15 protein-coding genes and 1 pseudogene are annotated in these 14,700 nt (G+C 65.5%); 10 read left to right on the top strand and 6 right to left on the bottom strand.

What is annotated here, in order from left to right:
* Window positions 1-139 precede the first annotated feature (139 nt).
* On the top strand, window positions 140-541 hold the full coding sequence (locus tag DY467_RS12195) for a hypothetical protein (protein ID WP_012493995.1): 402 nt from the start codon (window positions 140-142) through the stop codon (window positions 539-541).
* A gap of 166 nt (window positions 542-707) precedes the next feature.
* Here DY467_RS12195 and leuB read toward each other — a convergent pair whose 3' ends face one another.
* On the bottom strand, window positions 708-1,820 hold the full coding sequence (gene leuB / locus DY467_RS12190) for a 3-isopropylmalate dehydrogenase (protein WP_164636328.1): 1,113 nt from the start codon (window positions 1,818-1,820) through the stop codon (window positions 708-710).
* Window positions 1,821-2,038: 218 nt separating this feature from the next.
* Between leuB and DY467_RS12185 the strand changes: the two genes are divergently transcribed.
* The gene (locus tag DY467_RS12185) at window positions 2,039-3,232 is read left to right on the top strand and encodes a YbfB/YjiJ family MFS transporter (protein ID WP_164636326.1); all 1,194 of its coding nucleotides are present in this window, start codon (window positions 2,039-2,041) and stop codon (window positions 3,230-3,232) included.
* A 133-nt stretch (window positions 3,233-3,365) separates the two neighbouring features.
* On the opposite strand, the gene DY467_RS12180 is transcribed toward DY467_RS12185, so the two are convergent.
* From DY467_RS12180 to DY467_RS12165, 4 genes are all read right to left on the bottom strand, one after another.
* Window positions 3,366-3,878, bottom strand: a complete 513-nt coding sequence (locus DY467_RS12180) for a superoxide dismutase family protein (protein WP_164636324.1) — start codon at window positions 3,876-3,878, stop codon at window positions 3,366-3,368.
* A 194-nt stretch (window positions 3,879-4,072) separates the two neighbouring features.
* Window positions 4,073-4,852, bottom strand: coding sequence for a molybdopterin-dependent oxidoreductase (locus tag DY467_RS12175; RefSeq protein ID WP_164636322.1), 780 nt, complete (start codon window positions 4,850-4,852; stop codon window positions 4,073-4,075).
* A 93-nt stretch (window positions 4,853-4,945) separates the two neighbouring features.
* Entirely contained in the window at window positions 4,946-5,587 is a 642-nt protein-coding gene (locus DY467_RS12170; RefSeq protein ID WP_164636320.1) for a cytochrome b/b6 domain-containing protein, read from the bottom strand.
* A gap of 212 nt (window positions 5,588-5,799) precedes the next feature.
* Window positions 5,800-6,375, bottom strand: a complete 576-nt coding sequence (locus tag DY467_RS12165; RefSeq protein WP_164636318.1) for a fasciclin domain-containing protein — start codon at window positions 6,373-6,375, stop codon at window positions 5,800-5,802.
* A gap of 272 nt (window positions 6,376-6,647) precedes the next feature.
* Here DY467_RS12165 and DY467_RS12160 point away from each other — a divergent pair, with 272 nt between their 5' ends.
* Window positions 6,648-8,159, top strand: coding sequence for a malonate--CoA ligase (locus DY467_RS12160; protein ID WP_164636316.1), 1,512 nt, complete (start codon window positions 6,648-6,650; stop codon window positions 8,157-8,159).
* Between the two features lie 228 nt (window positions 8,160-8,387).
* Here the strand turns inward: DY467_RS12160 and DY467_RS12155 are convergent, their stop codons facing one another.
* Window positions 8,388-9,332, bottom strand: coding sequence for a cation diffusion facilitator family transporter (locus tag DY467_RS12155; protein WP_164636314.1), 945 nt, complete (start codon window positions 9,330-9,332; stop codon window positions 8,388-8,390).
* A gap of 370 nt (window positions 9,333-9,702) precedes the next feature.
* Between DY467_RS12155 and sdhC the strand changes: the two genes are divergently transcribed.
* From sdhC to DY467_RS12120, 7 genes and pseudogenes are all read left to right on the top strand, one after another.
* The gene (gene sdhC, locus DY467_RS12150) at window positions 9,703-10,101 is read left to right on the top strand and encodes a succinate dehydrogenase, cytochrome b556 subunit (RefSeq protein WP_107342468.1); all 399 of its coding nucleotides are present in this window, start codon (window positions 9,703-9,705) and stop codon (window positions 10,099-10,101) included.
* The gene (gene sdhD, locus DY467_RS12145) at window positions 10,098-10,511 is read left to right on the top strand and encodes a succinate dehydrogenase, hydrophobic membrane anchor protein (RefSeq protein ID WP_107342467.1); all 414 of its coding nucleotides are present in this window, start codon (window positions 10,098-10,100) and stop codon (window positions 10,509-10,511) included. Before sdhC ends, sdhD begins: the two co-directional genes overlap by 4 nt.
* A gap of 3 nt (window positions 10,512-10,514) precedes the next feature.
* Window positions 10,515-12,338 (top strand): succinate dehydrogenase flavoprotein subunit, encoded by a 1,824-nt coding sequence (gene sdhA / locus DY467_RS12140; protein ID WP_107342466.1) that lies wholly within the window; start codon window positions 10,515-10,517, stop codon window positions 12,336-12,338.
* 114 nt (window positions 12,339-12,452) lie between these two features.
* Window positions 12,453-13,235: a succinate dehydrogenase iron-sulfur subunit gene (locus DY467_RS12135; protein ID WP_011155784.1), complete on the top strand. Its 783-nt coding sequence runs from the start codon at window positions 12,453-12,455 to the stop codon at window positions 13,233-13,235.
* Between the two features lie 240 nt (window positions 13,236-13,475).
* Window positions 13,476-13,964 (top strand): pyridoxamine 5'-phosphate oxidase family protein, encoded by a 489-nt coding sequence (locus DY467_RS12130; RefSeq protein ID WP_107342465.1) that lies wholly within the window; start codon window positions 13,476-13,478, stop codon window positions 13,962-13,964.
* Window positions 13,965-14,225 carry a hypothetical protein gene (locus DY467_RS12125; RefSeq protein WP_164636313.1) on the top strand — a complete coding sequence of 87 codons (261 nt, stop codon included), beginning with the start codon at window positions 13,965-13,967 and terminating at the stop codon, window positions 14,223-14,225.
* Between the two features lie 269 nt (window positions 14,226-14,494).
* Window positions 14,495-14,700, top strand: a pseudogene (locus DY467_RS12120) (OmpA family protein); the annotation flags it as partial.

Genomic DNA, 14,700 nt, shown 5'->3' with positions numbered 1-14,700 from the left:
GGAGACCTGCCGGGGCGGCGTAACGTCCTGGAGTTGATGCAACATTTTGGCGACGGCCGGATTGAATGATTGTCGGCCGGTGTTGCCGGATTGATCTTGTGGCCGGTGTGCGGCGGCGGCTACAAAGGACGAACCTGGAATGCGCCTGCCGATGGGGACCCCGATGTTCGTGAAATCCACTGCCGCCAGACTGTTGCCGGTGCTGCTCGCGGCAGCCGCTGTCGCCGTGATCGGCGTCAGCAATGCCGATGCCGCGCCGAAGAAGAAGCGGGTTTACGGCACCTCCGACCAGATCCGCTACGGCTCCCGCGGCCCGAACGTGGTCTATCAGGCCGGCCCCCGCACCCGTGTGTACGTCACCAAGCGGTCCTGGCTCGACGCCGGCACCGAAGTGCAGCCGGGCGAACGCCACTTCTCCGACTACGCTTTCCCGCCGGGCTACTCGTTCGCCCGCGAGAACGGCCAGCGCCCGCTCGACCGTTGGCCGCTCAATCCGGCCTCCGATCTCGGCGGCTCTCCGACCGGTTTCCCGCTGTACTGATCGGCCCGCGGCACCCGCCGCCGCCCGCGACAGCGCCAGAAACGACAACGCCCGCCGGATCCGGCGGGCGTTTTTTGTTTTGCTCGACGTCCCCGCCGGGGCTGGCCCGGCGGTCCATCGGATTTCTTGAAGACGGCTTCGCGGACCATGCCCGCGAGTGAGACCGTCAGGCGTGCAGCGCCTGCAGTTCGGTGACGATCGCTTCGCCCATTTGCGAGGTCGAGATCACCGTGGTGCCTTCGCTCTTGATGTCGGCGGTGCGCAGGCCCTTGGCCAGCACCGCGGCGATCGCTTCGTCGAGCTTGTCGGCGAGCGCGCCCATGTCGAGCGAGTAGCGCAGCGCCATGCCGAACGAGGCCAGCATCGCCACCGGATTGGCCATGCCCTTGCCGGCGATGTCGGGCGCCGAGCCATGCACCGGCTCGTACATCGACTTGCGCTTGCCGGTCTTGGCGTCGACTTCGCCGAGCGACGCCGACGGCAGCATGCCGAGCGAGCCGGTCAGCATCGCGGCGATGTCGGACAGCATGTCGCCGAACAGGTTGTCGGTGACGATGACGTCGAACTGCTTCGGCCACTTGACGAGGTTCATGCCGCCCGAGTCGGCGAGCTGGTGGTCGAGCTGGACGTCCTTGTATTCGCGGTCGTGCACGGCGGTGATCACTTCGTTCCAGAGCACGCCCGTCTTCATGACGTTGCGCTTCTCCATCGAGGTGACCTTGTTGCGGCGCTTGCGGGCGAGGTCGAACGCGACCCGGCCGATCCGCTCGATCTCGTAGGTGTCGTACACCTGGGTGTCGACCGCGCGCTTCTGGCCGTTGCCGAGGTCGGTGATGGTCTTCGGCTCGCCGAAATACACGCCGCCGGTTAGCTCGCGGACGATCATGATGTCGAGGCCTTCGACCACGTCGCGCTTCAGGCTCGAGGAATCCGCCAGCGCCGGGTAGCACACCGCCGGCCGCAGATTGGCGAACAGGCCGAGATCCTTGCGCAGCCGCAGCAGGCCGGCTTCGGGGCGGGCGTCGTACGGCACGCCGTCCCACTTCGGGCCGCCGACCGCGCCGAAGATCACCGCGTCGGAGGCCAGCGCCAGCGCCATGGTGGCGTCGGTGATCGCGACCTTGTCGGCGTCATAGGCGGCGCCGCCGACCAGGCCGTGCTCGGTCTCGAAGCTGGCAATGCCGGCCTTGTTGAGCCAGTCGATCAGCCGGCTGACCTCGGCCATCACTTCGGTGCCGATGCCGTCGCCGGGAAGAAGAAGCAGTTTGTGCGTTGCCATGATCGGGTCCTTGCAAGCGTCATCGCCGGGCTCGACCCGGCGATCCATCGTTTCGAGAAGGATGGATGCCCGGGTCAAGCCCGGGCATGACAGGAAGAAATGAATTCGCGGGCCGAGTGCTAGATCGCCGGTGCGGGCTTGGCAAGACAGTGTTGCCGCCGGTGCGTGTTGCGGGTGGGGCGCATTCGCTGTCACAATGACCGCGCCGGAGACCTTCCTTGACCCTGCTCGACCGCACCGAGGCGGCGCCCGCTCATCCCGCGCGCCTGATCCTGATCCTGTCGCTCGCGCCGACCGTGGGGCTCGGCATCGGCCGTTTCGCCTATTCGCTGCTGTTGCCGGACATGCGCGACAGCCTCGGCTGGTCGTATTCGGCGGCCGGATTCATGAACACCATCAATGCGGCCGGCTATCTGGCCGGCGCGCTGGTGACGTCCCGGCTGGTCGCCCGGTTCGGCATGGCGGCGATCGTGCGGGTCGGCACGCTGGCCTGCGTCGCCTCGCTGGTGCTGTGCGCGATCTCCGGCAATTTCGCGCTGCTGTCCGCCGCCCGGCTGATTGCCGGCATCGGCGCGGCGCTGGCATTCGTGGCCGGCGGGGCGCTCGCCACCACGATCGCCCAGGCGCAGCCGGCGCGGTCGGCGTTTCTGCTCAGCCTGTTCTATGCCGGCCCCGGCATCGGCATCCTGTCGTCGGGGCTGATCGCGCCATTCCTGCTGCAGGCCGCCGGCCCGGGCTCGTGGTGGCTGGGCTGGCTGGTGCTCGCGGCGCTATCGGCCGCGATGGCGCTGCCGGTGCTGCTGGCGCCGATCGGGGTCGATGCCGGGCTCGGCGGCGGCCGCGCCGCGCCGTTCCGGATCGCCCCGGTGCTGATCTATCTGGCCGGCTACTTCATGTTCGGCGCCGGCTACATCGCCTACATGACCTTCATGATCGCCTATGTGCGCGACGCCGGCGGCGGCGCCGCGGCGCAGAGCGCGTTCTGGTGCCTGATCGGGATCAGCGCCTTCGTCACGCCCTGGGTCTGGCGCCGGGTGATGGCGCTGCATCGCGGCGGGCTGTCGACCACCATCATCCTGGCCGTCAATGCAGTCGGCGCCGTGCTGCCGCTGTTCAGCCTGTCGCCCGTGATGCTGGCGACCTCGGCGCTGGTGTTCGGGGTGTCGTTCTTCGCGGTGGTGGCCTCGACGACCGCGTTCGTCCGCTTCAACTATCCGCAGGCCTCCTGGCCCGGTGCGATCGCCGCGATGACCATCGCGTTCGGTATCGGCCAGACGCTCGGCCCGCTGGTGGTTGGCGCCATCACCGACGCGATCGGCTCGCTGTCCTCGGCGCTAGCGGTGTCGGCCGCGACCTTGGCACTCGGGGCCTTGCTGTCGGCCTTTCAACGGCCGCTGCAGGGAAGTAACTAACATCGTCATTCCGCGGCGCGCAGCGCGAACCCGGAATGACGATGTTATTGTGCCGTGGTCTCTTGGGTGCGTGCCCTGAACATCGAGATCCCGGGTTCGCGCTACGCGCGCCCCGGGATGACGGTGCGGGCTGCTACTGTTCGATCACGCCGCAGGCGATGCGGTCGCCGGCGTTGCCGGCGGGGTCGGTTTTGTAGTCGTCGGCCTTGGCGTGGATCACCAGTGCGGTGCCGCCGTCCTTGAACACCGAGTTCGGTTTGCCCTTGGCGAGCGTCACCGCGTCGTTGACGACGTCGATGCTCAGCGCGCCGGAGGCCGGCACATCGAGGTTCGGCATGTCGCCCGCATGGGCGCCGCCCTCGGCCATCTTGCCGTGCTTCTTGTTGTCCGGATTGAAATGGCCGCCCGCCGAGGTGAACGGCGGCTCGCATTTGCCGACCGCGTGAATGTGGAAAGCGTGTTCGCCCGGCGGCAGGCCCTTCAGCGCCAGCTTGATGGTGACGCCCTTGCTGCCCTCGGTCAGCAGTGCGGTGCCGACCTCGGCGCCTTCGGCATTCTTCAGCGTCGCCTTGGCGCTGTCTGCCGCCATCGCCGCCGTGGTGACGCCGAGCAGCGCGCCGGTGCACAACAAAGCTTGCAGGATCATCAGGACCTCCCGTGACGTGTTCTGAAACGTGATGCGCGACGCTAACATCGCGGCCGCCGCGACGCCAACACGCGATTGGCCGCGGATCAGGCCGGGAACCATTTGTGACTGTTGGGACGTGACAGAACTTCCACGAGTCATTCCGGGGCGCTCGCGTCAGCGAGCGAACCCGGAATCGCGACGTGCGAGGGCGACTACAACCCGCTGAACGAGTTGTAGCCCTGGTCTTCCCAATAGCCGCCTTTGTAGTCGTTGGTGACTTCCATCGACACGACGTATTTGGGATTCTTGAAGCCGAGCTTGGTCGGAATCCGGATCTTCATCGGATAGCCGTAGGCGCGGGGCAGCACCTCGCCGCCGAATTTGAAGGTCATCTGGGTCTGCGGATGCAGGGCGGTCGGCATGTCGATCGGCGAGGTGTAGTCGTCGGCGCAGCGGAACCAGACGTAGTTCGCCTTGGTGTCGGCACCAATCAGCTCGAGGAAGTCGCGCAGTCGCACGCCGCTCCAATGGCCGATCGCGCTCCAGCCTTCGACGCAGACATGCCGGGTGATCTGCGACACCTCGGGCAGCTGCGTCAGTTCCTGCAGCGTCCAGCTCTTCTTGTTCTGGACCAGGCCCGACACCTCCAGTTTCCAGTCGCTGCTGTCGATCGTCGGTGCCTCGTCGAGCGAGTAGTAGGCGTTGAACGGAAACGGCCGCGTGATGTCCTTCTCGCTGAAGGTCGGCGCCAGCGTGTTCGGGTTGAAGATCGCCGCCTGCACCGCATCGTTGAACTTCGACACCTTGGCCAATAGCGTTTCGGCCGAGGCGCCGTCGACCACGTCGCAGCCGGTCAGTAGCGTCAGCGCCCCGAGGCTGGCGCCGCCGGCGAGGAAGCGCCGCCGCGACACGTCAGGCATCAGCTTGGCGGCATCGCGGACCAGCAGCTTCTTGTCGACGCCAGGGATCAGCAGTTTGTTGATGCGCAGCATATCCTTGTCCTCTTGGCGTCAGTGGGCGGAGCGAAGTGCACCGTGTTCTGGCTTCTTCGCCGCACTCGTCATAACGGAGAAACGGCTTCGTGGTCAGCGCCCGATAATCATCGCCCGCAGCGCCTTCGGCACCAGGGCGGCGAGCAGGATATGGATGGCCGAGAACGCGACGATGGCGCTCATCGCACCGAAATGCACGTAGCGCGCGGTGTCGTAGCCGCCGAGCAGCGCGGTGAGTGAATGGAATTGCACCGGCTTCCAGATCGCGAGGCCCGATGCGACCGACAGCGCGCCGACGATCAGGACACCGACATAGAGCAGCTTCTGCACCGTGTTGTAGCGGCTGAGGTCGTCGTGGGAGAGCCGCAGCCGGATTGCCTGTGACAAATCGGAGGTGATGCCAGACAACGTGATCGGCCACAGCTTGCGCCGGAATCTGCCAGTGGCGAAGCCGAGAATGACATACAGCACGCCATTGATCACCAGCACCCACATCGCTGCGAAGTGCCACAGCAGTCCGCCGCCGAGCCAGCCGCCGAGCGTCAGCGCCCGCGTGAACTGAAAGTCGAACAGCGGCGCGGCGTTGTAGATTTGCCAGCCGGACAGGATCATCGCCAGCATCGCGGCGGCGTTGATCCAATGCATCACCCGCACCCACACCGGCTGCAGGGTGGCGCGGGGCTCGGCGATCGCGGTGGTGGTCGGGGCAGGTTCATTCAGGATGGTGGTAGACATCGGCCCTATTCCTGGAAGCCAGCGGTTGCACCGGACATTACGGGCAATGCGCCGATTTCGTTACTGCCGATTATCGATCATTGCGGCTTCGCGCGCGAGCAGGATCACGAAAGCGCGAGCCGGTTGCCCGGCCCGCGCCCTCGCTCGCGGCAGCTTGCCGCAGCCTCCGCGGCGCCAGGGGGACATCATGCGCCGCGGAGGTGAGCCCGCGATTACGACGGCAGCAGCACGGTATCGATCACGTGGATCACGCCGTTGGACTGGTTGACGTTCGGGATGGTCACGGTCGAGCTGCCGCCCTTGGCGTCGATCAGCATCACCTGATCGCCCATCCGTTTCACGGTCAGCGTCTCGCCTTCCACCGTCTTCAGCTTCTTGCCGTCGGTGAGGTCCGCGGCTTCGAGCTTGCCGGGTACCACGTGATAGGTGAGGATCTTGGTGAGCTGCTTCTTGTTCTCCGGCTTCACCAGCGTATCGACGGTGCCGGCCGGCAGCTTGTCGAACGCCATGTTGGTCGGCGCGAACACGGTGAACGGGCCCTTGCCCTCCAGCGTCTTGACCAGGCCGGCGGCCTTCACGGCGGCGACCAGCGTGGTGTGATCCTTGGACTTGACGGCGTTCTCGACGATGTTCTTCGACGGATACATCGGCGCGCCGCCGACCATCACGGTGTCGCCGGAGCTCTTCATCATCTTGCCGGATTCGGCGGAGGCCGGGACGCTCACAGTGGCGGCGAGCGCCAGAGCGCTGAAGGCGGCGGCGGTCAGCAGAGCAATTCGCTTCGTCATGGTTCGTCTCCCGAGAGTGATGGCAGCCCGCGATCGCCGCGGGCGGGTTGAGTGACGCTGGCGTGCACCTTCAAGGGCTCGGCGCCTCGTCGCGGCGAGCTACGGGAGGTTTTCAGCGCCGTTTCAGGAATTCTTTTTTGTCGCAGGCTGAAACCGAACGCGACTTTGTTCGTTTAGGCGCGCCACGGACCGGTTCTGGCGTTGCGCTGGTCGGAGCGTTCTTGCTAATCAACGGCGCTTTCCCGACAACCTGACGCGACCGGAACATCGACATGAACGCCAACCTGTTCGCCCGCCTGTTCGATAAGCTCGACGACCCGCACAAACTCGCGATCGAAACCGCGGCAGGCGACAAGATCAGCTACGCCGATCTGGTGGCGCGGGCAGGGCGCGTCGCCAACGTGCTGGTGGCGCGGGGGTTGAAGCTCGGCGACCGTGTTGCGGCGCAAACCGAGAAGTCGGTCGAGGCACTGGTGCTGTATCTCGCCACGGTACGGGCCGGCGGCGTGTATCTGCCGCTCAACACCGCCTATACGCTGCATGAGCTCGATTACTTCATCACCGATGCCGAGCCGAAGATCGTAGTATGCGATCCCTCCAAGCGCGACGGCATCGCGGCGATCGCCGCCAAGGTCGGCGCCACGGTCGAAACGCTCGGACCGGACGGCCAGGGCTCGCTGACCGACGCGGCCGCGCAGGCCGACGAGGCGTTTGCCACGGTCGAACGCGGCGCCGATGATCTGGCGGCGATCCTGTACACGTCGGGCACCACCGGCCGCTCCAAAGGCGCGATGCTGAGCCACGACAATCTCGCGTCGAATTCACTGACGCTGGTGGAGTTCTGGCGCTTCACGCCGGACGACGTGCTGATTCACGCTCTGCCGATCTATCACACGCATGGATTGTTCGTGGCCAGCAACGTCACGCTGTTCGCGCGTGGATCGATGATCTTCCTGCCGAAGTTCGATCCCGACAAGATTCTGGACCTGATGGCACGCGCCACCGTGCTGATGGGCGTGCCGACGTTCTACACGCGGCTGCTGCAGAGCCCGCGGCTGACCAAGGAGACGACCAGCCATATGCGGCTGTTCATCTCCGGCTCGGCGCCGCTGCTCGCCGATACCCACCGCGAATGGGCGGCAAAGACCGGTCACGCCGTGCTTGAACGCTACGGCATGACCGAGACCAACATGAACACCTCGAATCCGTATGACGGCGACCGCGTCCCCGGCGCGGTCGGGCCGGCACTGCCCGGCGTATCGGCGCGGGTGACCGATCCGGAAACCGGCAAGGAGCTGCCGCGCGGCGAGATCGGCATGATCGAGGTGAAGGGCCCGAACGTGTTCAAGGGTTATTGGCGGATGCCGGAGAAGACGAAGTCGGAATTCCGCGGCGACGGCTTCTTCATCACCGGCGACCTCGGCAAGATCGACGAGCGCGGCTACGTTCACATCCTCGGCCGCGGCAAGGATCTGGTCATCACCGGCGGCTTCAACGTCTATCCGAAGGAAATCGAGAGCGAGATCGACGCGATGCCGGGCGTGGTCGAGTCCGCGGTGATCGGCGTGCCGCACGCCGATTTCGGCGAAGGCGTCACCGCCGTGGTGGTGCGCGACAAGGGCGCCAGCATCGACGAGGCGCAGGTGATCAAGGGCCTCGACGGCCAGCTCGCCAAGTTCAAGATGCCGAAGAAGGTGATCTTCGTCGACGACCTGCCGCGCAACACGATGGGCAAGGTCCAGAAGAACGTCCTGCGCGAGACCTACAAGGACATCTACAAGTAACAACTCGCGCCGTCATTCCGGGGCGCGCGTAGCGCGAACCCGGAATCCCGAGACTGTTGCGCACCAAGTCGTTTCCACCACGTCGAGATTCCGGGTTCGCTCGCTGGCGCGAGCGCCCCGGAATGACGGTAGATGGGGCGGCCGAACTAACTACGGCTTTGATGGTGCGAGAGGCTCGTTAAAGCCCTCCCCAGTGCGGGAGGTCGGCTGAGCGAAGCAGAAGCTCACCTACACCACGTGATCCGGCGCCAGGGCGCACACGGTGTTGGGGTCGGTCTCGATCTGCACGGTGGTGTGCGCGATGCCGAAATCATGCTGGAGTTCGTGGGCGAGGTCGACCAGGAACGGATCGCCCGGTGAGCCGCCGGGCATCACCAGATGGCAGGTCAGCGCGACTTCGGTGGTCGACATCCCCCAGATGTGCAGGTCGTGCACCTGGGTGACGCCGGGCAATTTCGACAGGAACGCTCGAACTGCCGTCGGGTCGATGCCGCGCGGTACCGCGGCGAGCGACAGCGCGGTGGAGTCGCGTAACAGGCCCCACGTTCCCCACACGATCACCACCGCGACCACCAGGCTGACGGCCGGATCGATCCAGTACCAGCCGGTGAACAGGATGATCACGCCGGCCACCAGCACGGCCGCTGACACCGCCGCATCGGCTGCCATGTGCAAGTAAGCGCCGCGGATATTGAGGTCGCTGTGCCGGCCCGATGCGAACAGCCAGGCGGTGACGGCATTGATGACAATGCCGATGCCAGCCACCACCATCACGGTGATACCTGCGACGGGCTCGGGCGTGAACAGACGCACCACCGCTTCCCAGCCGATCGCACCGACTGCGAGCAGCAGGAAGACGGCGTTGAACAGCGCTGCGAGAATCGAGGAGCCGCGTAGCCCATAGGTATAACGCGCCGACGGCGGTCGCTTCGCCAGCCCGGCCGCGATCCACGCCACCACCAGTCCGGCGACATCGGACAGATTGTGGCCGGCGTCGGCGATCAGCGCCATCGAGTTGCTGAAGTAACCGAATGCCGCTTCGGCAACCACGAACACCAGATTCAGGGTGATACCGATCGCAAAGGCGCGGCCGAAATCTTGTGGCGCGTGGCTGTGACCGCCGGCGCCGTGTGCGGCACCGGGCCCGTGATGGTGATGATGATCGTGGCTCATGCAGACTGAACGCGGTGCTGCGGGACAGGGAAATCCCGGCGATGATGGCCAAACTGTCGCATGCGGCGGCTGGTCGCGAAAGCGGGCTCGCAAGCTGCCGATCAGAATTCGTCCAGTTTGCGCCGAGCAGCTGGCTCGCCGTGGCAACTCGGCGCCGGTCTCGGGTTGTGAATCGACCTTCAGCGCTCGAACCACCTGGGCACCTGTGGAGGGCAGCCAGGGCCTTGCATCGACGCGACTTCAAAAAATGAACTGAAATTCTGTGGATGTCATTTCATCGTTGCGCTCAATCAATGAGCTCCGTAAATAGAGGCACCTTCGCGAGCCTCTCCCCGGGGCCCTGTCCGCTCGCCGCCAACCGATTGAGCCGATGACCGCCAGGATCGAACGACCGCTTTCGCCTCACATGCAGGCCTACCGCTGGAGCCTGACGATGACGATGTCCATCGTCCATCGTGCCACCGGCGTTGCCCTGTATTCTGGAACTTTGTTGCTGGCGTGGTGGCTGATCGCCTGCGCCGCCGGCCCGACCGCCTACGCCAATGTCCAGGCCTTTACCGGCTCCTGGATCGGCCGGCTGATCGTGTTCGGCTACACTTGGTCGCTGATGCACCACATGCTCAGCGGCGTCCGCCATTTCGTCTGGGACCTCGGCTACGGCTTCAAGACCGCCGACCGCGAGTGGCTGACCTGGGCGGCGCTGATCGGCGGCATCGTGCTGACCGTTCTGCTCTGGGTGATTGCCTATTCGATGGGGGTGGCCCGATGAGCGGCGACGCACACGGCGCGCGCACGCCGTCCTCGATGCGCACCCCGATCGGCAAGGTCCGCAAGTTCGGCCCGGCCGGTTCCGGAACCTCGGACTTCTGGCGTCAGCGCATCACCGGCGTCGCCATGACGCTGCTGATCCTGCCGACCATCGTGGTGATCATGATGCTGCTCGGCCGCAACCAAGCCGCCGCCGCGCAGATCCTCGGCTCGCCGCTGATCTCGCTGATCATGATCCTCTTCATCATTGCCTCCGCGATCCACATGAAGATCGGCATGCAGGTGGTGATCGAAGACTACGTCCAGAACGAAAAGCTCAAGTTGGTCACCATCATGGCCAACAACTTCTTCTCGATCGCCGTGGCGCTGGCCGCGATCTTTGCGATCTTCAAAATGGCATCCGGAGTTTAAGGCATGGCGGCGAACGTCAACGGCGCCCCGGCGGCGGGCGGCTACGCCTATCCGATCGAGGACCACACCTATGACGTCGTGGTGGTCGGCGCCGGCGGCGCGGGCCTGCGCGCGGTGGTCGGCTGCAGCGAGGCGGGCCTCCGCACCGCCTGCATCACCAAGGTGTTCCCGACCCGCTCGCACACCGTGGCGGCGCAGGGCGGCATCTCGGCCTCGCTCGGCAACATGCACAAGGACGACTGGCGTTGGCACATGTACGACACCGTGAAGGGGTCGGACTGGCTCGGCGACCAGGACTCGATCGAGTACATGGTCCGCAACGCGCCGGAAGCCGTGTACGAGCTCGAGCATTGGGGCGTGCCGTTCTCGCGCACCGAAGACGGCAAGATCTATCAGCGCCCGTTCGGCGGCATGACGATGGATTTCGGCAAGGGTCAGGCGCAGCGCACCTGCGCAGCCGCCGACCGCACCGGCCACGCCATGCTGCACACGATGTACGGCCAGGCGCTGCGCCATTCGGCCGAGTTCTACATCGAGTTCTTCGCCATCGACCTGATCATGGACGATCAGGGGTGCTGCCGCGGCGTCGTGGCGCTGAAGCTCGACGACGGCACCATCCATCGCTTCAAGGCGCAGACCACCATCCTGGCGACCGGCGGCTACGGCCGCGCTTACGCCTCCTGCACGTCGGCGCACACCTGCACCGGCGACGGCGGCGCGATGGCGCTGCGCGCCGGCCTGCCGCTGCAGGACATGGAGTTCGTTCAGTTCCACCCGACCGGCATCTACGGTTCGGGCTGTCTGGTGACCGAAGGCGCCCGCGGTGAAGGCGGCTATCTGGTCAACTCCGAGGGCGAGCGCTTCATGGAGCGCTACGCGCCGTCGGCCAAGGATCTCGCCTCGCGCGACGTGGTTTCGCGCGCGATGACGATCGAAATGCGCGAAGGTCGCGGCGTCGGCAAGAAGAAGGACCACATCTTCCTGCACCTCGACCATCTGGCGCCGGAAGTGCTGCACGAGCGGCTGCCGGGCATCTCGGAGTCGGCGCGGATCTTCGCCGGCGTCGACGTCACCCGCGAGCCGATCCCGATCCTGCCGACCGTGCACTACAACATGGGTGGCATCCCGACGAACTTCCACGGCGAAGTCGTCACCAAGAAGGACGGCGACGACAACGCGGTGGTGCCGGGCCTGATGGCGATCGGCGAAGCCGCCTGCGTGTCGGTGCATGGCGCCAACCGCCTCGGCTCCAACTCGCTGATCGACCTCGTGGTGTTCGGCCGCGCCGCTGCGCTGCGCTGCGCCGAGAAGCTGGTGCCGAACGGCAAGCAGCCGGAGCTGCCGGCGAGCTCCGCCGACATGTCGCTGTCGCGGCTCGACAAGTATCGCTACGCCAAGGGCGGCACCCCGACCGCCAAGCTGCGCGAGCGGATGCAGCACGTGATGCAGAACAACTGCGCGGTGTTCCGTACCGGTGAAGTCCTCGCCGAGGGCAAGGAACTGATCGCCAACGTCCATGGCAGCGTCGGCGATGTCGGCGTGTCGGATCGCTCGCTGGTGTGGAATTCGGATCTCGTCGAGACCCTGGAATTCGACAACCTGATCGTCCAGGCGGTGGTGACGATGAACTCGGCCGCCAACCGCACCGAGAGCCGCGGCGCCCACGCCCGCGAAGACTTCCCGGATCGCGACGACGCCAACTGGATGAAGCACACGCTGGCCTGGATCGGTGATAAGGGCGAAGTGACGATCGATTACCGGCCGGTGCACGACTACACGATGACCAACGACGTTCAGTACATTCCGCCGAAGCCGCGGGTGTATTGATCGCCAGAGAACGAACTGTCATGCCCGGGCTTGACCCGGGCATCCATCATCTTCGCAAGAAGATGGATTGCCGGGTCAACCCCGGCAATGACGCGCAGAGCCAGAGGCAACGAGATGGTTGAATTCGCACTTCCGAAGAATTCGAAGATTGTCGGCGGCAAGACCTGGCCGAAGCCGGAAGGCGCGACCGAGGTTCGTGAATTCCGCGTCTATCGCTGGAATCCGGACGACGGCAAGAACCCGAGCGTCGATACTTACTACGTCGACAAGCACGACTGCGGCCCGATGGTTCTCGACGGCCTGATCTGGATCAAGAACAACATCGACCCGACCCTGACCTTCCGCCGCTCTTGCCGCGAAGGCGTGTGCGGCTCGTGCGCGATGAACATCGACGGCGAGAACACGCTGGCCTGCACCAAGGCGATGGACGACGTTCGCGACGATGCGGTGAAGATCAATCCGCTGCCGCATCAGCCGGTGGTGAAGGATCTGGTTCCCGACCTGACCAATTTCTACGCGCAGTACGCCTCGATCCAGCCCTGGCTGCAGACCGTGACGCCGACCCCGCAGAAGGAATGGCGGCAGAGCCATTCCGACCGCGAGAAGCTCGACGGCCTGTACGAGTGCATACTGTGCGCATGCTGCTCGACCTCGTGCCCGAGCTACTGGTGGAACTCGGACCGCTTCCTTGGCCCGGCCGCGCTGCTGCAGGCGACCCGCTGGGTCGAAGACAGCCGCGACGAAGCCACCGGCGAGCGCCTCGACAACCTCGAAGATCCGTTCCGGATCTATCGCTGCCACACCATCATGAACTGCGCCAAGGCGTGCCCGAAGGGTCTCAACCCGTCGGAAGCGATCGCCAATCTCAAGCTCAAGCTGGTCGAACGCCAGATCTGACGCGCGCAAGTTATCGTCGATACCAACGGCCGGGCCAAAGCCCGGCCGTTTTGTTTTGATCGCGGATCTCTCCGTCGTCATGGCGAGCGAAGCGAAGCAATCCAGCCCCTTGCAAGAGGCTTCTGGATTGCTTCGTCGGCTTCGCCTCTTCGCAATGACGGCGCAGCCTCGTCGCCTCGCCCCCGCGGAACATCGCCGCAAAGCGATCGTTATCGCCGCTGACGAACAAGGGAGAGCGAGATGGCGGCGACGATGAACGAAGGCAATGCGCAGCATGCCTGGGATCTGATGAAGAAGATCACCTTCGCGATGCTGGCGACGCGCGACGGCGAAAAGATCCGCTCGCGCCCGATGGCCGCCTATGTGAGGCCCGAAGAAGGCGCGATCTATTTCCTCACCGACGTCCGTCGCCACAAGGATGAGGAGATCGCGCAGGATCACCACGTCAATCTCGGCTTCGCCAACGCCAGCGCGCAAAAGTACGTTTCGGTCACCGGATATGCGGCGATTAGCAACGACCGCGCCAAGATCAAGGAGCTGTTCGGCACCGAGGCCAAGGCGTGGTGGGACAGCCCGGATGATCCAAACATCCGTGTGCTCAAGGTGACGCCGGAGGAAGCCGAGTATTGGGATTCGCCCGGCACCCTGGTGAGCTACGCCAAGATGATGGTGGCGGCTGCGACCGGCGGTCGGCCCGATCTCGGCGAAAACGCCAAGGTGGCGATCTAAATGGCGCCCGGCGAGCCTCAGGAAGTCCCGAACAATCCCGGACCCGCGACGCCTCCGCCGGAGGTGCCGCCGAGCACGCCCGGTACGCCGACCGAGCCGCCGCTGGAGCAGCCGCCGGGAAATCCAAATCCGGATATCCCACCGCCGATCACTGAGCCGGGCGCGCCGCCGCAGCCGGATGAACTCCCTGGACAGATGCCGGACGAACTGCCGGTGCGATCGCCTCCCGGTCCCGGCGCTCCCAATCCTGGCGTGGCGTGAGGTCGGCGCTCGCTAATCGTCAGGCCGTCACTGCGTGCGTGTTAGTACGCTGCGTACCAACGAGTCGCCTGTCGCCGTACTGCTCATCCCAGTCCTGAACTCGTGATGAATACCGCCGCGTTCGAGCCTCGCACGCGGCGGAATTTTTTCTTCTCGGCTGAAGCCGGTTGCCACAATTGAGCCTCACGCCTTGTCGTTCATCGGAACACGGCGGATCACCGCTCGACTGCGTCGCGCGACATCCGCCTGCTCCATTGAGGGTCTGTTTGATGACGAAGCTAAATGTTGCACTGCTCGCGACCACGGCGCTGACGCTCGGGTCGCTGATCGGTCATCCCGCGGCGGCCGAGAGCGCGTCCGCGCCGATGCTGCTCGCGCAGGCGGTGCAGGGCGGCCCAGCGCCGGCCCCGTCCGAGGAAAAGAAGAAGGAAGCGCCGCCGCCCGGCCCGCGCCCTGCGCCCGCGCCGCCCAAGGC

Source organism: Rhodopseudomonas sp. BR0G17 (genome assembly GCF_010907025.1).
Lineage (GTDB): Bacteria > Pseudomonadota > Alphaproteobacteria > Rhizobiales > Xanthobacteraceae > Rhodopseudomonas > Rhodopseudomonas palustris_H.
Note: the sequence above shows the minus strand (reverse complement) of the source record. Positions and strands in the feature narration are given on the sequence as shown.